A 19,550-nucleotide genomic window follows, 5' to 3' on the forward strand; every position below is an offset into this window, starting at 1 on the left:
CTTCGAGGCCTGACTGTAATCGGCATGCCACGAGCTCTTCCAATTTTGGCCAGAAGCCGACGACGGCTTCCTCGAACAGGCCTAATACATAGATGCAACGGGGCGGCAGTTTTTTTAAAAGCGGGTAGACAGTGGGGGCGAGTCCATACATAGCAGCTGCCGAAGGCTGCGTTCGGCGGCGCAGCCGTCGTGAAGGGGCGTTACGCGGTTACCGGATAATCCGGTTCTCAGGTTTTACGACGGCTGCGCCGCCGAACGCAGCCTTCGGCAGCTGCTACAGGGTCTCGGGGGCTACATGGAGCGCATGTGGCGTGAAATGGGGGCATCGAGTTACGCATTGAGCAGGCAAAAAGCCGATTCATGTAGTATAACTACAAGCTTGCTACATCCCCGGCACCTGCCAATAACAAAGAGTCCAGCCCTTTGAATCTGCTGCAACACATCGCCCAGTCACGCCACCTCTTACGCAAGTCGGAGCTCAAGGTCGCCGACCACGTGCTGCTTGATCCTGCGGCGGTGATGCACAGCTCCATGGCCGACCTGGCCCACAACGTGGGCATCAGTGAACCGACCATCGTGCGCTTCTGTCGCGCCATCGGTTGCTCTGGTTTCCAGGACTTGAAGCTGAAGCTGGCGCAGAGCCTGGCTGCCGGCGCGAGCTTCGGACAATTCGCGATTCATGAAGACGATTCGGTCGCTGACTACAGCCTGAAAATCTTCGACACCACCCTGCACACGCTGATGGAGGTTCGCGAGAAGCTTGATCCGGTGGAGTTGCAGCGGGCTGTGTCGCTCATGTCGCAGGCCCAGCGGGTCGAGTTCTATGGCTTTGGCGCGTCGGGCGCAGTGGCGGCCGATGCCCAGCACAAGTTCTTCCGTTTATTGCTGACGGCGGCGGCGTATTCCGACCCACACATGCAGGCGATGTCGGCGGTCACGTTGAAACCGACCGACGTGGCGATCTGTATTTCCCAGTCCGGGCGTTCCAAAGATTTGTTGATCACCGCCAATCTGGTGCGCGAGAGCGGCGCTTCGCTGATTACCTTGTGCCCGAGCCAGACACCGTTGGCCGAACTGTCGACCGTCAACCTGGCGATTGATGTGCACGAAGACACCGAGATCTATACGCCGCTGACCTCGCGCATCGCCCACCTGGTGGTGATCGACGTGTTGGCGATGGGCGTGGCCATGGCGCGCGGGCCGAGCCTGGTCAATCACCTCAAGAGCGTCAAGCGCAGTCTGCGCAGCTTGCGGCTGTCACCCAAGTCGGTAAAAGCGCTGGACGACTGACGTCGTCGTAAGGTCGTTCCGACCTTAATCGCGAGCAGGCTCGCTCCCACAGGGGGAGCGCGTCCGTCAGGACAACTCGATCAAATGTGGGAGCAAGCCTGCTCGCGATGGCGTCCTCAAAAACGCCAAAGATTCACATCCCTGTAACCCGCCCGCCGCCAAACCGTCATCCTTCGCGCCTATCTTGAAACTCCCGTAATCGCCTTGGGAGACTCGAAATGGCCCAGCCCTACGAAGAACGCAACAGCGCCACCAGAACCCGTCGTCAGCAGGAAGACCAGCGCCGCATGGAGTTTCGCCGCGCTATCGAAGATCGCTGCGAACGTCGCCAACTGCTGGCCGAGATCGGTGATTTCCCTGATCTGGCGCTCAACTACTGGCAGGCGGCACCGGCAACTTCCCGTCGAAACGCTCAACCAGCGCGCTGATCTGCACCCGCTCGCTGCGAATAAACGCAAGGAACGCGTGTGCCACCGGTGACAGCCGTTTCGCCTTGGCTTGCACCAGGCACCAGCTGCGGTACAGCGGCAGCTCTTCGACCGGCAGCTCTATGAGTGCGCCGGTCGCCAACTCAAGGTTCAGGGCGTGGCGGGTCAACAGCGCCAGGCCCAGACCCGCCCGTACGCATTCACGCTGGGCTTCGGCCGACGCCACCTCTTGGATCTGCGTGAAGTGCACGCGCTTCTCCTTGAAATATTCCTCGCAAGCCAATCGCGTACCGGAGCCCGGTTCGCGCAACAGCAGTGTGTAAGGTTCCAGATCCTGCAAGCGCAGCGGCCCCATATGGGACAGCGGATGGTCCGGCGGCGCCACGGCCACGATTGGATTGTTGAGAAACGGCAGAAATTCCAGCCCCATGTCTTGCGGCACCATCGACATGATCACCAAATCATCGCGGTTGTCCGACAGGCGTCGAATCACCTGTCCGCGGTTAACCACCGTCAGGTGCAGGTTCACTTCCGGATGCTGGCGCTTGAACGCGGCAAACAGGTGCGGCACGAAATACTTGGCGCTGGATTCCACCGCCAGTTTCAGCTGCCCTTGCAGCGATCCCTGCATGTCTGAAAGCTGCATGTCGAGGTTTTCCAGACGCCCGAAAATGTCCCGGCTGGCGCGTTGAAGGGCTTCAGCTGCCTCGGTCATGTAGAGCTTTTTGCCGACGTAATCGAACAATGGCTGACCAATCAGCTCTTCAAGTTGACGAATCTGTAGGCTCACGGCAGGTTGTGTGAGAGACATTTCATCGGCTGCGCGGCTGTAGGATCGCAAATCACAGACCTCATTGAAGATCTGTAATTGACGTAATGTCATACGCATCAAGGACTTACGCATTTTATAGGCGCTCTCACCGCAGGCTGATGCGTCAACTATAAGTCTTTACTTATGGCTGACCCAATAATTAATCATTTTTGTTAATCCCTTGTGGGGGCTAGTGTGGGGCTGCGACTGAATCGAAACATTTGGTCACGCGTCGACCTGGTCTAGCAGGTCGTGGGTACCACCGGCTCAAGGGAACCTCCAAGTGATAAAAAAGATCCTGATCGCCAACCGTGGTGAGATTGCCGTACGAATCGTGCGTGCCTGCGCCGAGATGGGCATTCGCTCGGTCGCGATCTATTCCGACGCCGACCGCCATGCGCTGCATGTGAAGCGTGCGGACGAGGCCCACAGCATTGGTGCCGAGCCACTGGCCGGGTACCTGAATGCGCGCAAGCTGGTGAATCTGGCGGTAGAAACCGGTTGCGATGCGCTGCACCCCGGCTACGGTTTCCTCTCGGAAAACGCTGAACTGGCAGATATCTGCGCCGAGCGCGGCATCAAGTTCATCGGTCCATCGGCTGAAGTGATTCGCCGCATGGGCGACAAGACCGAAGCCCGTCGCAGCATGATCAAGGCTGGCGTACCCGTCACCCCGGGGACCGAAGGCAACGTCGCGGATATCGCGGAAGCCTTGATCGAAGGCGACCGCATCGGTTATCCGGTGATGCTCAAGGCGACTTCCGGTGGCGGTGGCCGTGGTATCCGTCGCTGCGACAGCCGGGAAGAACTTGAACAAGCATTCCCTCGGGTCATTTCCGAAGCCACCAAGGCTTTTGGTTCGGCGGAAGTGTTCCTGGAAAAATGCATCGTCAATCCAAAACACATCGAAGCGCAGATCCTCGGCGACAGCTTTGGCAACGTGGTGCACCTGTTCGAGCGTGATTGCTCGATCCAGCGTCGCAACCAGAAGCTCATCGAGATCGCCCCGAGCCCGCAACTGACCCCTGAACAGCGCGCCTACATTGGCGACCTGTCGGTGCGCGCAGCCAAGGCCGTGGGTTACGAGAACGCCGGCACCGTGGAGTTTCTGCTCGCCGAGGGCGAGGTGTACTTCATGGAGATGAACACCCGGGTGCAGGTGGAACACACCATCACTGAAGAAATCACCGGCATCGACATCGTGCGTGAGCAGATCCGCATCGCCTCCGGCCTGCCGCTTTCGGTGAAACAGGAAGACATCCAGCACCGCGGTTTCGCGCTGCAATTCCGGATCAACGCCGAAGACCCGAAAAACAACTTCCTGCCGAGCTTTGGCAAGATCACCCGTTACTACGCGCCCGGCGGCCCCGGCGTGCGCACCGACACGGCGATCTATACCGGCTACACGATTCCGCCGTTCTACGACTCCATGTGCCTGAAACTGGTGGTCTGGGCGCTGACGTGGGAAGAGGCGATGGACCGTGGCCTGCGCGCCTTGGACGACATGCGTCTGCAAGGGGTCAAGACCACCGCCGCGTACTACCAGGAAATCCTGCGTAACCCGGAATTCCGTAGCGGCCAGTTCAATACCAGCTTCGTTGAAAGCCATCCTGAACTGACCAACTACTCGATCAAGCGCAAACCCGAAGAGCTGGCCCTGGCCATCGCCGCCGCCATCGCCGCCCACGCAGGCCTGTGAGGAATATTCCAATGACTAACTCTTTACCTACAAAGCGTATCCACGTTACCGACACAATCCTGCGCGACGCCCACCAATCGCTGCTCGCAACCCGCATGCGCACCGAAGACATGCTGCCGATCTGCGACAAGCTCGACAAAGTCGGCTACTGGTCGCTGGAGTGCTGGGGCGGCGCGACCTTCGACGCCTGCGTCCGCTTCCTGAAAGAAGACCCGTGGGAGCGTCTGCGCCAACTGCGTGCGGCGCTGCCTAACACGCGTCTGCAAATGCTCCTGCGTGGCCAGAACCTGCTGGGCTACCGCCATTACAGCGACGACGTGGTCAAAGCCTTCGTCGCCAAGGCTGCGGTCAACGGCATCGACGTGTTCCGCATCTTCGACGCCATGAACGACGTACGTAACCTGCGAGTCGCCATCGAAGCGGTGAAAGCTGCCGGCAAACACGCTCAAGGCACTATCGCTTACACCACAAGCCCAGTGCACACCATTGATGCATTCGTGGCGCAAGCTCGGCAAATGGAAGCCATGGGATGTGATTCCGTGGCGATCAAGGACATGGCCGGCCTGCTGACCCCGTACGCCACTGGCGAACTGGTCAAGGCATTGAAATCCGAGCAGTCGCTGCCCGTGTTCATTCACTCGCACGATACCTCTGGCATGGCCACCATGTGCCAGCTCAAAGCTATCGAAAACGGCGCCGACCACATCGACACCGCGATCTCCAGCTTCGCATCCGGCACCAGCCACCCGGGCACCGAATCGATGGTCGCTGCCCTTAAAGGCACCGAATTCGATACAGGCCTGAACCTGGAACTGCTGCAAGAGATCGGTCTGTACTTCTACGCCGTGCGCAAGAAGTACCACCAGTTCGAAAGCGAGTTCACCGCCGTCGACACGCGCGTTCAAGTCAACCAGGTACCGGGCGGGATGATTTCCAACCTGGCCAACCAGTTGAAAGAGCAGGGCGCCCTGAATCGCATGAGCGAAGTGCTGGCCGAAATCCCGCGCGTTCGTGAAGACCTCGGCTTCCCGCCGCTGGTGACGCCGACCTCGCAAATCGTCGGCACCCAGGCGTTCTTCAACGTGCTGGCCGGCGAGCGCTACAAAACCATCACCAACGAAGTGAAGCTTTACCTGCAGGGCGGCTACGGCAAAGCGCCGGGCACCGTGAACGAAAAACTGCGTCGCCAGGCGATCGGCAGCGAAGAAGTGATCGACGTGCGTCCGGCCGACCTGCTCAAGCCGGAGATGACCAAACTGCGTGCCGAAATCGGCACCGTGGCCAAGTCTGAAGAAGACGTGCTGACCTACGCCATGTTCCCGGACATCGGTCGCAAGTTCCTCGAAGAACGCGCGGCCGGCACCCTGACTCCAGAAGTGTTGCTGCCGATTCCTGAAGCCGGCGGTGTGACCTCGGCCGGTGGCGAAGGCGTGCCGACCGAGTTCGTCATCGACGTCCACGGCGAAACCTACCGCGTCGACATCACCGGTGTCGGCGTCAAGGCTGAAGGCAAGCGTCACTTCTACCTGTCGATCGACGGCATGCCGGAAGAAGTGGTGTTCGAGCCGCTCAACGAATTCGTCAGCGGCGGCAGCAGCAAGCGCAAGCAAGCCACAGCGCCGGGCCACGTCAGCACCACCATGCCGGGCAACATCGTCGACGTGCTGGTCAAGGAAGGCGATACCGTGAAAGCCGGCCAGGCCGTACTGATCACCGAAGCGATGAAGATGGAAACCGAAGTGCAGGCGGCCATCGCCGGCAAAGTCTCCGCCATTCACGTGGCCAAGGGCGACCGGGTGAACCCGGGCGAGATCCTGATCGAGATCGAAGGCTGAGTTAACAGCCTCGATACACCGCTTTAAACCTCGGGGGGGCATGTGCTCCCCTTTTTTTTCGCCCGGGATTTGTGGGTATTAGAAACTCATTCGCCACTGACCCGTGACGCCGTGGTTTCGGCTGTCGGTGCCGATCTCGCCAGTGAGGCCGACGCCCAGGGTGTGTTTTGCTGACAATCCAAGGTCCAGCCCTGCATCGACCAGCAGGCTGTCACGATCCAGCTGCGCGCCGGTAACGGTGAAGTTTTTTCCGCCCGTCACCAATCGTTGGCGGGTATCGCTGTAGACGTCCCCGTAAGTGTGTTTCCAGCCGGCACTGAATCGCGGCGTCAGTTGCATGCCGTTATCCAGCGTGTTGAGCTTCGCAAGTCGCAGGCCGAATGTGCTGTTCAAATTGTTCTGCGTTTGACCGTGTACCTTCAGTGCCGCTGCGCCACCTTTTTCCGTGTAGGTGTCGCGCTGATAGCGTTGGTAGCCGAGGCTGGCAAACGGTTCGATGCTGACGTTCGCCCGGCCCAGGTTGTAACCCAATTCCGCAAAGGCCTGCTGGGTGTTGGCATCGTAACGGCCTTCGGGGCGGTCGCTGAAACCTTTGAAGGCAACCCGACGTTTAGTGCTGCCATCGTGGCTGCTATAGGTCGCGCCCAGGCGCAGGGACATTGGTCCGTTTTGACGCAGGGCATAAGCTCCCAAATGCCAGCTGTCGAGATCACCGTCGAGTCCGCGGCTATCCAGGCGCGTTTCGGATTTGCCGCTCATCACCCCGATGCGCCATTCCTCATTGATGCCCCAATCCGCTCCCAGCACCAGACCGTGGGTTGTGTGTTTCAGAGCGTCGTAGTCGCGATCCAGCGTCCCGCCGTGACCCAATGCTTGAAGCCAGACTCGGCCATTGTCCTCGCTACCGGCGGCCAGGCGTGGTGCATTGCGCCTGGTGGATTTGCTGTAGCTACTGGCGCTGTCCAGCTGACGCATGGCAGAGAGCATGGTCGCGCTGATTGGGCTGTCACTGTTGAGGGTCGCTTTCGCAAGGTTGGCGTTCTGGCTGCCGTCCAGTTGGTCGATGGCCTGGGAGGCTGTTTCGGTGGTGGAGGCGAGCAGGGCCGTGACAGCGGTGTTCGCGGTATTGGGAGGTGTCTGCGCCGTCGGACTGGCTTTGGGCTCTTCAATACTGCGGGCGAGTTCCCGACCGTTTTCGTTGGTCGCGAGATTCTCGAAAAGCACTTCGTTGCGAGCGTAGGTCAGGCGAACGGCCTGTTTGTCGCTGTAGTCCGGGGTAGCCTTCATGAACGCCAGATTGCTGTCGACTCGCTTGAATGTTCCTTCGACCCGTTCTGCGGAAAGTATTGTGTGATTAGTGGTTTGTGCGTAGTCACCTGGCAGAGCGGTAACCAGTAAAGACGCGCCACCAAGCTTGGCGATTCCCTCGACGTAAATAGTCTCTGAAGTATCAGCCTTATCCGTTACTTCGTAGGCGAGTGTGGCGCTTTCGCTAAGCGTAAGATCCCCTCTAATGGAAGGAGCCCCCAAATTTTTACTGACCAGCAACTGACCGTCCACATGCAAGCCGCCTACTTTACCGTAGCCGCCGTAGGTGCCTCCGTTATCAACGTACACAGTGCCTTTTATAGCGCCTAGGTTAAATAGCGTAGCGTCTTTCCTTACTTCGGCACCTTCATGGAAGTCGTTGCTGCCATTTAATGTCCATGCGCCTTTCGCGACCCGCAGGGCAGCAAAATTGGTTGTGTCTCCTACTGTGCCACCGTCTGCGGAGTTAAGGAGCAGACCGTTGACTCCGTTGCCGCCATCAAGTTTTCCATCCCATCGGGCGCCTCTGTTGATGACCAGAAGGTCATCCGCGTCGCCCAACACCAGCGAGACGCCGTCGATGGTTTGGAGTGGCTTTGAAATGAGCGTGTGTTGAGTGGTGTAGTCGTTCTGGAACCGAACGAACGGGTCTACCTCCGCAGGAGCGGATGCTACTTCGGAAGCGGTGGGTTCGGGAAAGCTAAGAGACTCATAGAAGGCGTCATCGAAGTCGACTGCAACGGTGGCAAGCGGTTCAGTTGTTACTGGCCGAACTGTCTGCCCGTCACCCGACCCGTTTGTGGCCCGGGCAGCATTTTCACGTGGACCGATGAACTCCTTGATCGCGAAAAGATCATCGAAGCGCTCATTGGGCTTGGCGGTTTTTTTACGAGGTTTGGTGGTCGGCGCTTCGGAATTGACTTGAGGCTCCGGTTGCTGCGCCATGGAGACTTCTATGCAACCCACTGCAAGCGCAACGGCCAGCGCCAGATTTTTTGGTCGGTATTTGTGTTGAACGGGCATCGAGTACGGCCTCTTTTGAAAGGAGGCCAACTCTAAGAGAGAGACTATAGGTACCGATGTCAGCTGCTTCCCGCAGGCTTGCGGGGGTTGTCAGAAGGTTGTGTAGAAAATTGCCAGCCTCCTGAGGAAGGCTGTTTTTACCCGTACGGACTGACGCTTTTTCTTACAACAAATCGAGACATGGTCGGCTATCGCAACTCGGAAACTCATCGTCCTTTCGCTAACTACGGCTCAAATACGCCTTCCCATAATGCCGCTCCATCCGCGCCTGAATCAGCTCCAGCCCAATCGACATCACCCAATAAATCACTGCCGCCGTCGTCAGCATCTCGATGTAGCGATAGCTCGAACGCCCATACGATTGCGCCAGAAACATCACCTCCCAAACCCCCATCACCGAGATCAGCGAGGAGTCTTTGAGCATCGAGATGAATTGGTTAGTGGTCGGCGGGATGATGGTGCGCATGGCCTGGGGCAGGGTGACGCGCCAGAAGATCACGGTTTCGCTCATACCCAAGGCCAGGGACGCTTCGCGTTGGCCGTGGGCGACGCCGAGGATGCCGGCGCGGAAGATCTCGCTCAGGTATGCGCCGTAGTTCAGCGACAGGGCGATGATGCCGGCGGCGATGGCGCCCGGGACGATGCCGAGTTGTGGCAGGCCGAGGTAGATCAGCAAGATCTGGATCAGCAGCGGCGTGCCACGAAAGAACGAGGCATAGAAGCTCGCGATCCCGAAGGCCACGGCGCTTTTCGACAGCCGCGCCAGGGCGGTGATGAAGCCCAACAGCGAGGAGGTCACGATCGAGCACAGGCACAAGAACAACGTCAGCGCCGCGCCCTGCAAAAAGCCGTTGGGCGCCAGGTGCAGGCCGATCAGGTTCGGCAGTTTGTCGAGGATGATCGAGAACTTCAGGTCGAAGCTCAGGAAGAAGCTGGCGAACAACCCGAACATCACTGCCCAGGTCAGGTACAGCCGCGTGCGGAAACCGAAGATCCGTTGCAATAGCGACTCAGCCACCGGTTGTGGCGGCTGAGGAGTTTTGGGGAAAGAAGTCATTTGCTGATGTCGGCGCCGATCCATTTCTGCGAGAGCTTGCTCAGGGTGCCGTCCTGTTTCAGCTGAGCGAAGACGTCACGCACTTTGGCGTCCCATTGGGCGTCGCCTTTTTCAATGGCCACCGAGTTTGGCTCCGAGTACAGCGGCTCGCCGGCGAGCTTGAAGCGTTTGTCTTCGGTCAGGCGCGGTTGCGCGGTGACAAGGTTGGTGAGGATCGCGTCCAGTCGCACGCCAGCACCCAGGCCGAGGTCCTGAAATGCCACGTTGTCAGTGTCATACGGGGCGATTTGCACGTCCTCGAACGGGTACTGCAATTGGGTGTCTTCGGCGCCTTCGATCACCAGGTTCTTGTTCAGGTAGCTTTCGTAGCTGGAGGCGCTGGTGAGGCCGACTTTCTTGCCGCTCAGATCCTTGGCGTTGTGGATGCTGTCGTCCTTGGCGTTGACCACGATCACCGCTGGCGAGGCGTAATACTCGACCGGGAAGTCGAAGACCTCGGCGCGGGCCTTGCTCGGGGTCATGGAGCAGATGCAGATGTCGTAGCGCCCACTCCAGCGGCCGGCGGCGATCACGTCCCAGGACGGGGTTTCGAGGCGCAGTTTGACGCCCAGTTTGTCTGCCACGGCCTTGGCCACGTCGACGTCGAATCCATCGAGCTGGTTCTGATCATTGAGGAACGAGAAGGGTGGATAGCTTTCCATCAACACGCCCACCAGTTCTTTCTTTTTTTCGACGCGGTCCAGCGTGGCGCCGCCAAAGGCTTGTGTGGAGGCAGCCAGAATCGTCAGGCCCAGGGCCAGGAGTGGTTGGAATTTCACAGTCGATCCCTGAGAAAAAAGAGGTTGTTATTAACCGAATGGTGCGTATTAAATAGTTATAAGAACGACTCCGATAGTGAGTTATTTTCATAAGCTTATGAGTGAAAAGCATATGGGCGCAGCAAGCACAGTAATTCTGGATGGCGGCATGGGTCGCGAGCTGCAACGCCGAGGCGCACCGTTCAGACAGCCCGAGTGGTCGGCGCTGGCCTTGAGCGAAGCGCCGCAAGCGGTAGAGGCGGTGCACTCGGCTTATATCGAAAGCGGTGCGAACGTGATCACCAGCAACAGTTACGCGGTGGTGCCGTTTCACATTGGCGAAGAGCGTTTTGCAGCCGAAGGGCAGGCGCTCGCGGCGTTGGCCGGTGAGCTGGCTCGGCGCGCGGTAGAGGCTTCGGGCAAAGCGGTGCGTGTGGCCGGTTCATTGCCGCCGCTGTTTGGGTCCTATCGTCCGGACCTTTTCGACGCTGCTCGGGTGACTGAATTGTTGGCGCCGCTGGTGAAGGGGCTGGCACCTCATGTCGATCTGTGGCTGGCAGAAACCCAGAGTTCAATCGTTGAAGCGCGAGCGATCCATGCTGGTCTGCCGAAGGACGGCAAGCCGTTCTGGCTGTCGTTTACCTTGAAGGATGAGGACACGGACGAAGTGCCGCGCCTGCGTTCGGGTGAGCCGGTGGCTGACGCCGCAGCAGTGGCGGTTGAGCTGGGTGTCGAGACGTTGCTGTTCAACTGCAGCCAGCCGGAAGTGATCGGTGCCGCGATCGATGCCGCGCGGGAAACCTTCGAGCAGTTGGGTGTGAAGATTCACATTGGCGCTTACGCCAATGCCTTCCCGCCGCAACCGAAAGAGGCCACGGCCAATGACGGTCTGGACCCGTTGCGTGAAGACCTTGATCCGCCGGGTTATTTGCAGTGGGCGGCGGATTGGAAAGAACGCGGCGCCAGTCATTTGGGTGGTTGCTGCGGGATCGGGCCGGAGCATATCGCCGTGTTGGCGCAGAAACTCGCCTAAAAGCATCGCGGACAAGCCATGCTCCTACAGATTTGGTGGCGTCCACAGATCGTGTGTCCGGCCCAAATCCCGTAGGAGCAAAGCTTGCTCCGGGCGGCGTTCCGACGAAGGCGTCCGTCCAGGCGCCGATGTTTTACCCGCGGCACTCCGCCAACGTTTTCACCTGCCCCGAATCCGTCTGGTTCTCATCGGACAACCACCGCTCAAACCCCGCCCCGATCGCCGGCCATTCCGAGTCCAGAATCGAATACCACGCCGTATCCCGGTTCTGACCCTTGACCACCATGTGCTGGCGAAACACGCCCTCAAAACTGAACCCCAGCCGTTCGGCCGCGTATTTGGAGCGGGCATTGCCGTTGTTGCACTTCCACTCCAGACGGCGATAACCCAGCGCAAAGGATTCCTTGGCCAGCAAATAAACCGCCTCGGTACTTTTCGGCGAACGCTGCATCGGCGCACCGAACGTGACATGCCCAATCTCGATCCGACCTTGTGAAGGAACAATCGACATCAAACTGAGAATGCCTTGCACATCGCCGCTGGCACGGTCGATCACGCTGAAGAAATACAGGTCGCTATTGGCCGCGTGATTGTTCAGCCAACCGTTGAACGCGCTGCGCTCCGGGAAAGGCCCATAAGGTAAATAGTCCCAGAGTTTCGGGTCGGAACCCGGGCCTTGCAGGGCTTTCCACAAACCGTCGGCGTGACGCGCCGGGTCGAGTTTTTCCAGGCGGATGAAACGCCCTTCAATGGTTTGAACCGACGGCGCCGGGACGCCTTTCCAGTCGGCGAGTGAAGTCGACATGCTGTTCTCCTTGAACCTTAAATGGCTTTGCGAAACTGGATGAAACCGGGGCGTTCGGCGATGCGCTCATAGAGCTGAATCGCCGTGGCATTGGTTTCGTGGGTCAGCCAGTGGACCTTGCAGCGACCGTCCTCTTTGGCTGTCGCGTAAACGAATTCGATCAACTGTCGGCCGACGCCAGTGCCGCGGGTCTCAGGCGTTACCAACAAGTCTTGCAGGTAGCAGGAGTTTTCGATGCTCCAGTTCGAACGATGGTAGATGAAATGCACCATGCCCACCGCTTTGCCGTCGGCCCAGGCCAGTGCGGCATGGGTCGGTTCGCTCGGGTCGAGCAGGCGCTGCCAAGTGCTTTGGGTGACGGCCTCAGGCAGTTCGGTGTTGTAGAAACGCAGGTACGCTTGCCACAAGGGCAACCAGGCGGCGTGGTCGTCGGCGGTGACCTGGCGGATGTCGATCTGACTCATGTTCGTTCCTTAACGCATCAAGTGGGCGAGGGCCTGGTCGTACACATCAGGGCTGGCGGCAAGCCCCTCGCGCACACCGGCGATGTCTGCAGCGTTGCGGTTCTGGTTGAGCTTGCGTTTGCCTTCCAGGCGCTGGATCGGCAAGGCAAAACCGACGATGGCCTTGAGCATCCCGTCAATGTAGTCGGCGGGGGCATCGGCGACTTTCCATGGACTGGCTCGACCCGCTTCATGACGATCAGTCAGCGCGCTGACCAGCGTGCGCAGGCGATCGGCGTCGGTGAACACTTCGGCCGTGCCGTACGCATGCACGGCGACGTAGTTCCAGGTCGGCACCACTTTGCCGTGCTCGGCTTTGCTCGGGTAAAACCCCGGGCTGACGTAAGCGTCGGCACCGGCAAAAATCACCAGGGCTTCGGCGCCGTTCTGCAGTTCCTTCCATTGCGGATTGGCCTTGGCGAAGTGTCCGTAAAGGGTGCCATTCGGGCCCTGGTCTGAACTCAACAGCAGCGGCAAATGGCTGGCTTGCAGACCTTGTTCCCCGTGTGTGACCAACACAGCGAGGCGGGTGCCGAGTATCTGCTGGTGCAGTTCATGCAAGTCATCTATGGCAAAGCTGCTTGGCGTGTACATGGAGATTTTCCTTGGCGAATGCCTGCATCCTAGGCAGGCTAATGGTCTGTTGTAAGAGCCATTAACGACCAATTTCATAGGTCCATTGCCATGACCAGCGAGCCACTGTCCTTGTCATTCAACCCGGCGGGTATCGAACTCGATCGCCGCCAGGGTTTGAGTCGTCAGCTCTATCAAGCCTTGCGGGTGCGAGTGCTCGACGGTCGTCTGGCCAGCGGTACGCGATTACCCGCCAGTCGCGATCTGGCGGCGGCGTTGTCGATTTCCCGAAACAGCGTGGTCCGGGCCTACGATCAGCTCTACGCCGAGGGCTTTATTGAGGGGCGTGTGGGGGACGGGACGTATGTCGCGCAATTGCCTCAATCTGTGCTGCCGGTGAAAAAATTATCCACAAAAGTATCCACAGGGTTGTCAACAGGGTTACCCACAGCCTTATCCACAAATTGGCTGGATTTACCTGTGGTTTCATCCAGCAAAGTTATCCACAGCGGCGCATTGGGGCGGGTTGAAAGGAACCATTTGGCCCTGCCTCCCGTCGGTCCACCCCGTGCATTTCGCGTGGGTGTTCCGGCGTTCGACCTGTTCCCTTTCGAGGTCTGGGCCAAGCTGAACGCGGCTTTCTGGCGTAAACCGGATCTCCAGCAGTTGTGTTACGGCGATCCAGCGGGCGATGCGCGATTACGCGGCCTGATTGCCGCGTATTTGCGCAGCTCCCGGGGGATGCAGTGCTCGGCTGAGCAAATAGTGATCACCAGTGGCGCGCAGCAGGGGATTAGCCTTTGTGCACAGCTGCTGGTAGAGCCGGGCGATGGTGTGGCGATCGAGAATCCGGGGTATCGGGCGGCGGGTCATGCGTTCGCCGTGGCCGGTGCGCGATTGCACGGGGTGGCGGTGGACAGCGAGGGCATCGACTGCAGCGAATTGAATGGGCTCAACGATTGTCGACTGGCCTATGTCACGCCGTCGCATCAGTACCCGACCGGGGTGGTGATGAGTCTGGCGCGGCGGCTGGAGTTGTTGGCCTGGGCCGAGCGAACCGAGGGCTGGATCGTCGAGGATGATTACGACGGCGAATATCGTTACAGCGGCGCGCCACTGGCACCGCTGGCTGCGCTTGATCGTCACGGGCGGGTGCTTTACGTCGGCACGTTCGGCAAAGTGGCTTTCCCGGCATTGCGCCTGGGTTATCTGGTGCTGCCACCGGCATTGGTAGACGCTTTCGCCCAACGTCGCGCGGTCGATGTGCGCCATTCCGAGGTGAGCACCCAGGCCGTCATGGCCGAGTTCATGGCGGCCGGGCATTTTCAGCGGCATATCCGCCGTATGCGCCGCGCTGCGTTGAGTCGCCGCAATACGCTTCTGGCCAACTGGCCCTCGGATATCCCAGGGGTGGGCAGCCTGCCGAGCGTGGCGGCAGGGCTGCACTTGACGGTGGCGGTCGACACTCAGGCCCGCGAACGCGAACTGATTGAAGCCGCCGCCAGTGTCGATGTCGAGATCAATGGCCTGAGCAGTTATTGGCTACCGGATTCAAGAACCACTGTGGATCAACGCGCCGGGCTGGTGCTGGGCTTTGCGGCGGTGCCCGAGGCGGCGATCATCGCAGCGCTCGGGCGATTGCAGAAGGCCTGGCGTCCCTGAGGACGAGGACTTCCGTCAGGTTTCAGGTCCCGGATTTGATCTTGGTCCAGGCCCGGGTCCGTGCCCGTTCGGCATCGCGGGGCAGCGGTTGCAGGGTGTAAAGCGTGCTCATCGCCGTTTCGGTCGGGTACAGGTTCGGGTTGTTGCGGATCGCCGGGTCGACCAATTCTGTGGCGTCCTTGTTCGGGTTCGGGTAGCCGACGAAGTCGCTGACCGGTGCAATCACCTGCGGCTGCAACAAGTAGTTGATGAAGGTGTAGGCGTCTTCCGGATTCTTCGCGCCTTTGGGGATCGAGAGCATGTCGAACCAGATCGGCGCGCCTTCTTTCGGCAGGCGCATGTCGACGATCACGCCGTTCTTGGCTTCCTTGGCGCGGTTCGCTGCCTGGGAGAAGCTGCCGGAGTAACCGACCGCGACGCAGATGTCACCGTTGGCGATGTCGGCCATGTACTTCGAGGAATGGAAGTAGGTGACGTACGGGCGGATCTTCATCAGCAACGCTTCAGCCTTTTCGTAGTCCGCCGGTTTCTTGCTGTTGGGGTCCAGACCCAAGTGTTGCAGGGCCAGCGGAAGGATCTCCGACGGCGAGTCGAGTAGTGCGACACCGCACTGCTTGAGCTTGCTGATGTTTTCTTCCTTGAAGATCAGGTCCCAGCTGTCCACCGGTGCGTTGTCACCCAGCGCAGCCTTGATCTTGTCCGGGTTGAAGCCGATCAGGATGGTGCCGTACATGTACGGCACGGCAAATTTGTTGCCCGGATCGTTGGCTTCGATCAGCTTCATCAGCTTGGGATCGAGGTGGTTCCAGTTCGGCAGTTTGCTGCGATCCAGCGGCTGGAAAACGCCGGCCTCGATCTGCTTGGCGAGGAACACGTTGGACGGCACGACTACGTCGTAGCCGGAGTTGCCGGTCAGCAGCTTGGCCTCCAGCGCTTCGTTGGTGTCGAAGATGTCGTAGACCAGTTTGGTCTGGGTGTTCTGGGCCTTGAAGTCTTCCAGCGCCTTGGGGGTGATGTAGTCGAACCAGTTGTAGACGCGCAACGTTCGCTCTTCAGCGTGAGCGGCGCCACTGAGCACCGAGGCACACAGCGCGGGCGCGATAAGAAGCTTGAGACTTTTCATTGTTCTAATTCCTCATTGGGCGCTTTCAAAACCTTCGAGAACGTTCACGGCATTGATGCCGATTTCTTCTACCGCGTAGCCGCCTTCCATCACGAACAGCGTCGGCTTGCCGAGGCTGGCGATGCGTGCGCCCATGGCCAGGTAATCCGGGCTGTCGAGCTTGAACTGGGAGATCGGATCGTCCTTGAACGTATCGACGCCCAGGGAGACGACGACGATATCGGCGCCGTACTTTTCGATCTCTTTGCAGGCTTGTTCCAGCGCGGCGCTCCAACTGTCCCAGCCGCTGCCCGCCGGCAAAGGGTAGTTGAAGTTGAAGCCTTCGCCGGCTCCTTCACCCAGCTCATCTTCATAGCCGAGGAAGAACGGGAACTCGGCTTCCGGGTGACCGTGGATCGAGGTGAACAGCACGTCACTGCGCTCGTAGAAAATCGATTGAGTGCCGTTGCCGTGGTGGTAGTCGACGTCGAGAATCGCGACCTTTTTATGGCCCTGATCGAGGAACGCCTGCGCAGCGATGGCGGCATTGTTGAGGTAGCAATAACCACCCATCAAATCACTGGCGGCGTGGTGTCCCGGTGGACGGCATAAAGCGAAAGCACTGCGGGCGCCGCGTTGAATGACGGCTTGAGCAGTCAACGCGACTTGCGCCGCGCTGTATGCCGCTTGCCAGGTGCCGGCGGTAATCGGCGCGCCACCGTCGAAGCTGTAATAGCCGAGCTGGCCGTGCAGGCTGGTGGGGATGATCCGGCGCAGGGTGCGGGCCGGCCAGGTGTAGGGCAGCAAGTCGCCGTCGGTACCGAATTCGGTCCAGCGTGCCCAGGCACCTTTGAAGAAGTCGAGATATTCGCGGCTGTGGACGCGCGCGATCGGGTCGAGGCCGAAATCTTGCGGCGCTTCCACGGGACCGAGGTCGCGGTACTGCACGCGCTGTAGAACATGGTCGGCCCGCGAGGGCATTTCGAAGCAGGGCATCAGTTGCCCGTCCATCAATTCACAACGGCCATGGTGCAGGTGGTGATCGTCCGAGTAGATCGTCAGCATTTCTTGTTCTCCGCAGGCTGATTCGGTTGAACACAGTCTTGCGGCGCGCGGCGTTTGAGAGAACGGCAGGAAAGGCCAAAAGGGGATCGATATGGCCAAAAGAATTGACCGGAATTCGCCCCTTTTTGGCGCGGCTGCCCCAGCGTTGGGCGCCAGACCTCGTAGGAGCAAAGCTTGCTCGCGATGGCATCACCGCGTTTTTGCAGATACACCGCGTTGTCCGCATCGCGAGCAAGCTTTGCTCCTACAGGGGGGGGGGCGTACTCAGGGTCTGAACTGGCTTGGCGCCACGCCGCTCCAGCGCACGAACGCATGACGGAAACTCGCAGTCTCGCTGAAACCCAATGCCTCGGCGATTTGATAGATCGGCAGTTGGTCCTCGCAAAGCATGCGTTTGGCCTGCTCGAACCGCAGTTCATCAAGCAGTTCCTGATAGCTGCAACCCAGGTCATTCAGGTGCCGACGCAAGGTGCGCGCCGAGCAATTCATCTGTTCGGCCAAACCTTCGAGGCCGGGCGCCGCATTCAACTGCGCGCTGAGTAGCTGGCGGATTCGTCCCAGCCACACCTGGCGACCCGTGAACTCGGTGTTCTGTTTGCGGCAGCGTTCGGCCATGGCCTGATGGGTGATGGCGTCGGCCAGAGGCAGGGGTTGCTCCAGCCAGGCTTTGTCGAAGGCAAAGGCGTTGGACGCAGCGTCGAACTGCAAGGGGCAATCGAAACGTTCGGTGTAGCGTGCCTGATAGTCCGGTGCCGGGTATTCGAAGCGGGCGCCAAGCAGCGGCAACGGTTGACCAAGCAGGTCTTCGCAAGTGACCTTCATCGAAACCAGGCAAAACTCGACATTGAATGGCGCCAGCGCAGGGTTTTCCCGATAGTCGCCAGCGGTGAGCCAGATGCGCTCGTTATCCTCTTCCAGGCTCAACTCGAACAGTGTTCCTAATAGCGCCGGATAGTGCAGTGCCAGCCGCAAGGCGTCACCTAAAGTGGCGCTGGTGAGTAAGGCGTACCCGAGCATGCCGTAGGACGAAACATGCATTCGCCGGCCCAGTTCCAGGCCGATGTCACGCTTGAGCGCGACGGCGTTGGCGCAGACCTGCATCTCCTGATTGGTGGTGATGCGCGTGTCCGCCCGGCTCAGATCCGCCGCGCTGATGCCGCTGCCGGCCAGCAGCGCATCGCTGGACAAGCCTTCGGCCTTGAAGGTGTTGAGCACCAGGGAGACGGCGTTGAGGGTGGTGAGGTGGGAGTGGAGCATGGGGTATTCCAGCCTTGGGATGCTGGAACGCAGCAAGTTGTATGCCTGATGGAGATCCTGTGGGAGCGAGCCGGCTCCGGGCGGCGCTCCGACGATGGCGGTGTGTCAGTCAGCATCATTGTTGGATGGACGATCGCTATCGCGAGCAGGCTCGCTCCCACAGGGTTTTGGGGGGGGTCAGCTGAGTTCGCCGCAGAGGTCGAGTTCTACAAGGCGTCGTATTTCAGTGGTGTCGAGCCCGGCACCGAGCAACCCATGCAACTTGCCGAAAGCCGCTTCACGGGTCATGCCACCACCCGACAGCACGCCCACGCCACGCAGACGACTGCCGGCCTCATAGACATCCAGTTCGACGCCACCTTCATGGCATTGGGTGATGGCTACAACCACAACATTCTTGTCCCGCGCCCGTTCCAGGCTGGCGAGGAACTCTGGGTTGTCGCTCGGCCCGGTGCCGCTGCCGTAGCACTCCAGCACCAGGCCCTGAATGCCGCTGGTCAGCACGCCATCAAGCAGCTCGGCGCCGATGCCGGGGAACAATGGCAACACTGCGACTTTCGCCAATTCCTTGGGCTGGTTGTAGGTCAGCGATGCCGGTATTGAAGAAGCCTTCTCACCGCCTCCTTGACGCTCAAGACGCTTGAACGGATGACGACCGAAACTACGAACCTTCGCGCATCGGGTCGGGTCCAGCAGTTCGCCGTGGAAGTACAGATGAACGCCCGGCGCAAGGCCGTGACCCAAAGCAACCAGCGCGCCACTGAGGTTTTCCCAGGCATCGCTGTCGGTCACACCGGCCGGCAGCATGGAACCGGTGAACACCACGCGGGCCTGCAGACCGAGCAACTGAAAGCTCATGGCCGCAGCGCTGTAGGCGAGGGTGTCGGTGCCATGCAGGATCAGCACGCTGTCGCAGCCCTGGACATCGACGGCGTCGACCACCGCTTCACGTAGTTGCTGCCAGTAAGCCGGGCTCATGTTGGCGCTGTCGATCAGCGGCGACATCTCGCGAAAGCGCCACTGCGGTACGGCAAGGTCAGGCTGGCTGTGCAGATACTCGAGCATCCGTGCTTCGAAACCGGACGCCGGGGCCAGGCCATGAGCGCTGGCTTGCATACCGATGGTGCCGCCGGTGTAGAGCACCATGACGCGCTGGGCGGCAGGGTAGGAATTGGGAACCATGGGGAAGTCTCCGCAAGAGATGACATGTGGGAGCGAGCCTGCTCGCGATAGCGGTATGTTAGACACTAATGCGTCCACTGACAGTCCGTCATCGCCAGCAGGCTGGCTCCCACAGGTTGT

At 59.8% G+C, this 19,550-nt stretch carries 17 protein-coding genes; 6 read left to right on the forward strand and 11 right to left on the reverse strand.

The window, feature by feature from the left end; all coding sequences use genetic code 11:
• Positions 1-423: 423 nt before the first annotated feature.
• Together hexR and ACYZUA_RS02730 are read left to right on the forward strand one after the other, a co-directional pair.
• Complete coding sequence (gene hexR, locus ACYZUA_RS02725) at positions 424-1,290, forward strand: transcriptional regulator HexR (RefSeq protein ID WP_008156648.1); 867 nt, start codon at positions 424-426, stop codon at positions 1,288-1,290.
• Between the two features lie 218 nt (positions 1,291-1,508).
• A complete protein-coding gene (locus ACYZUA_RS02730; protein WP_461961987.1) occupies positions 1,509-1,718 on the forward strand; it encodes a PA3496 family putative envelope integrity protein in 210 nt (69 codons plus the stop codon).
• Here ACYZUA_RS02730 and ACYZUA_RS02735 read toward each other — a convergent pair.
• Complete coding sequence (locus tag ACYZUA_RS02735) at positions 1,660-2,622, reverse strand: LysR family transcriptional regulator (RefSeq protein ID WP_461961988.1); 963 nt, start codon at positions 2,620-2,622, stop codon at positions 1,660-1,662. The genes ACYZUA_RS02730 and ACYZUA_RS02735 overlap by 59 nt on opposite strands.
• A gap of 190 nt (positions 2,623-2,812) precedes the next feature.
• Between ACYZUA_RS02735 and ACYZUA_RS02740 the strand changes: the two genes are divergently transcribed.
• Together ACYZUA_RS02740 and oadA are read left to right on the forward strand one after the other, a co-directional pair.
• On the forward strand, positions 2,813-4,228 hold the full coding sequence (locus ACYZUA_RS02740; RefSeq protein WP_008156643.1) for an acetyl-CoA carboxylase biotin carboxylase subunit: 1,416 nt from the start codon (positions 2,813-2,815) through the stop codon (positions 4,226-4,228).
• An 11-nt stretch (positions 4,229-4,239) separates the two neighbouring features.
• Complete coding sequence (oadA, locus tag ACYZUA_RS02745; RefSeq protein WP_461961989.1) at positions 4,240-6,063, forward strand: sodium-extruding oxaloacetate decarboxylase subunit alpha; 1,824 nt, start codon at positions 4,240-4,242, stop codon at positions 6,061-6,063.
• Positions 6,064-6,141: 78 nt separating this feature from the next.
• Here oadA and ACYZUA_RS02750 read toward each other — a convergent pair whose 3' ends face one another.
• The 3 genes from ACYZUA_RS02750 to ACYZUA_RS02760 form a co-directional block, all read right to left on the reverse strand.
• Positions 6,142-8,394 carry an autotransporter outer membrane beta-barrel domain-containing protein gene (locus ACYZUA_RS02750; protein ID WP_461961990.1) on the reverse strand — a complete coding sequence of 751 codons (2,253 nt, stop codon included), beginning with the start codon at positions 8,392-8,394 and terminating at the stop codon, positions 6,142-6,144.
• Between the two features lie 220 nt (positions 8,395-8,614).
• The gene (locus ACYZUA_RS02755) at positions 8,615-9,451 is read right to left on the reverse strand and encodes an amino acid ABC transporter permease (RefSeq protein ID WP_461961991.1); all 837 of its coding nucleotides are present in this window, start codon (positions 9,449-9,451) and stop codon (positions 8,615-8,617) included.
• Positions 9,448-10,269, reverse strand: coding sequence for an ABC transporter substrate-binding protein (locus ACYZUA_RS02760; RefSeq protein ID WP_461961992.1), 822 nt, complete (start codon positions 10,267-10,269; stop codon positions 9,448-9,450). Before ACYZUA_RS02760 ends, ACYZUA_RS02755 begins: the two co-directional genes overlap by 4 nt.
• A 112-nt stretch (positions 10,270-10,381) precedes the next feature.
• On the opposite strand from ACYZUA_RS02760, the gene ACYZUA_RS02765 reads away from it, so the two are divergent.
• Positions 10,382-11,281 carry a homocysteine S-methyltransferase family protein gene (locus ACYZUA_RS02765; RefSeq protein ID WP_461961993.1) on the forward strand — a complete coding sequence of 300 codons (900 nt, stop codon included), beginning with the start codon at positions 10,382-10,384 and terminating at the stop codon, positions 11,279-11,281.
• A 133-nt stretch (positions 11,282-11,414) separates the two neighbouring features.
• Here the strand turns inward: ACYZUA_RS02765 and ACYZUA_RS02770 are convergent, their stop codons facing one another.
• The 3 genes from ACYZUA_RS02770 to ACYZUA_RS02780 are packed head-to-tail and all read right to left on the reverse strand — an operon-like array spanning position 11,415 to position 13,183.
• Positions 11,415-12,086 carry a GNAT family N-acetyltransferase gene (locus tag ACYZUA_RS02770; protein WP_461961994.1) on the reverse strand — a complete coding sequence of 224 codons (672 nt, stop codon included), beginning with the start codon at positions 12,084-12,086 and terminating at the stop codon, positions 11,415-11,417.
• A gap of 17 nt (positions 12,087-12,103) precedes the next feature.
• Complete coding sequence (locus ACYZUA_RS02775; protein WP_461961995.1) at positions 12,104-12,550, reverse strand: GNAT family N-acetyltransferase; 447 nt, start codon at positions 12,548-12,550, stop codon at positions 12,104-12,106.
• Between the two features lie 9 nt (positions 12,551-12,559).
• Positions 12,560-13,183, reverse strand: a complete 624-nt coding sequence (locus ACYZUA_RS02780; RefSeq protein WP_461961996.1) for an FMN-binding negative transcriptional regulator — start codon at positions 13,181-13,183, stop codon at positions 12,560-12,562.
• 90 nt (positions 13,184-13,273) lie between these two features.
• Here ACYZUA_RS02780 and pdxR point away from each other — a divergent pair, with 90 nt between their 5' ends.
• Positions 13,274-14,824, forward strand: coding sequence for a MocR-like pyridoxine biosynthesis transcription factor PdxR (gene pdxR / locus ACYZUA_RS02785; RefSeq protein WP_461961997.1), 1,551 nt, complete (start codon positions 13,274-13,276; stop codon positions 14,822-14,824).
• A 22-nt stretch (positions 14,825-14,846) separates the two neighbouring features.
• Here the strand turns inward: pdxR and ACYZUA_RS02790 are convergent, their stop codons facing one another.
• The 4 genes from ACYZUA_RS02790 to ACYZUA_RS02805 form a co-directional block, all read right to left on the reverse strand.
• On the reverse strand, positions 14,847-15,947 hold the full coding sequence (locus tag ACYZUA_RS02790) for a polyamine ABC transporter substrate-binding protein (RefSeq protein WP_461961998.1): 1,101 nt from the start codon (positions 15,945-15,947) through the stop codon (positions 14,847-14,849).
• Positions 15,948-15,959: 12 nt separating this feature from the next.
• On the reverse strand, positions 15,960-16,991 hold the full coding sequence (locus tag ACYZUA_RS02795; RefSeq protein WP_461961999.1) for a histone deacetylase family protein: 1,032 nt from the start codon (positions 16,989-16,991) through the stop codon (positions 15,960-15,962).
• A gap of 264 nt (positions 16,992-17,255) precedes the next feature.
• Entirely contained in the window at positions 17,256-18,248 is a 993-nt protein-coding gene (locus tag ACYZUA_RS02800; protein WP_461962000.1) for an AraC family transcriptional regulator, read from the reverse strand.
• Between the two features lie 177 nt (positions 18,249-18,425).
• On the reverse strand, positions 18,426-19,430 hold the full coding sequence (locus tag ACYZUA_RS02805; protein ID WP_461962001.1) for an asparaginase: 1,005 nt from the start codon (positions 19,428-19,430) through the stop codon (positions 18,426-18,428).
• Positions 19,431-19,550: the final 120 nt, after the last annotated feature.

The sequence above is a fragment of the Pseudomonas sp. LS2P72 genome, assembly GCF_054897865.1.

Bases quoted from the DNA above. Each gene is read 5' to 3' on its own strand.
- ACYZUA_RS02730 (WP_461961987.1), top strand. From the start codon at position 1,509: ATGGCCCAGCCCTACGAAGAACGCAACAGCGCCACCAGAACCCGTCGT.
- ACYZUA_RS02735 (WP_461961988.1), bottom strand. From the start codon at position 2,622: ATGCGTAAGTCCTTGATGCGTATGACATTACGTCAATTACAGATCTTC.
- oadA (WP_461961989.1), top strand. From the start codon at position 4,240: ATGACTAACTCTTTACCTACAAAGCGTATCCACGTTACCGACACAATC.
- ACYZUA_RS02750 (WP_461961990.1), bottom strand. From the start codon at position 8,394: ATGCCCGTTCAACACAAATACCGACCAAAAAATCTGGCGCTGGCCGTT.
- ACYZUA_RS02755 (WP_461961991.1), bottom strand. From the start codon at position 9,451: ATGACTTCTTTCCCCAAAACTCCTCAGCCGCCACAACCGGTGGCTGAG.
- ACYZUA_RS02765 (WP_461961993.1), top strand. From the start codon at position 10,382: ATGGGCGCAGCAAGCACAGTAATTCTGGATGGCGGCATGGGTCGCGAG.
- ACYZUA_RS02770 (WP_461961994.1), bottom strand. From the start codon at position 12,086: ATGTCGACTTCACTCGCCGACTGGAAAGGCGTCCCGGCGCCGTCGGTT.
- ACYZUA_RS02775 (WP_461961995.1), bottom strand. From the start codon at position 12,550: ATGAGTCAGATCGACATCCGCCAGGTCACCGCCGACGACCACGCCGCC.
- ACYZUA_RS02780 (WP_461961996.1), bottom strand. From the start codon at position 13,183: ATGTACACGCCAAGCAGCTTTGCCATAGATGACTTGCATGAACTGCAC.
- pdxR (WP_461961997.1), top strand. From the start codon at position 13,274: ATGACCAGCGAGCCACTGTCCTTGTCATTCAACCCGGCGGGTATCGAA.
- ACYZUA_RS02790 (WP_461961998.1), bottom strand. From the start codon at position 15,947: ATGAAAAGTCTCAAGCTTCTTATCGCGCCCGCGCTGTGTGCCTCGGTG.
- ACYZUA_RS02795 (WP_461961999.1), bottom strand. From the start codon at position 16,991: ATGCTGACGATCTACTCGGACGATCACCACCTGCACCATGGCCGTTGT.
- ACYZUA_RS02800 (WP_461962000.1), bottom strand. From the start codon at position 18,248: ATGCTCCACTCCCACCTCACCACCCTCAACGCCGTCTCCCTGGTGCTC.
- ACYZUA_RS02805 (WP_461962001.1), bottom strand. From the start codon at position 19,430: ATGGTTCCCAATTCCTACCCTGCCGCCCAGCGCGTCATGGTGCTCTAC.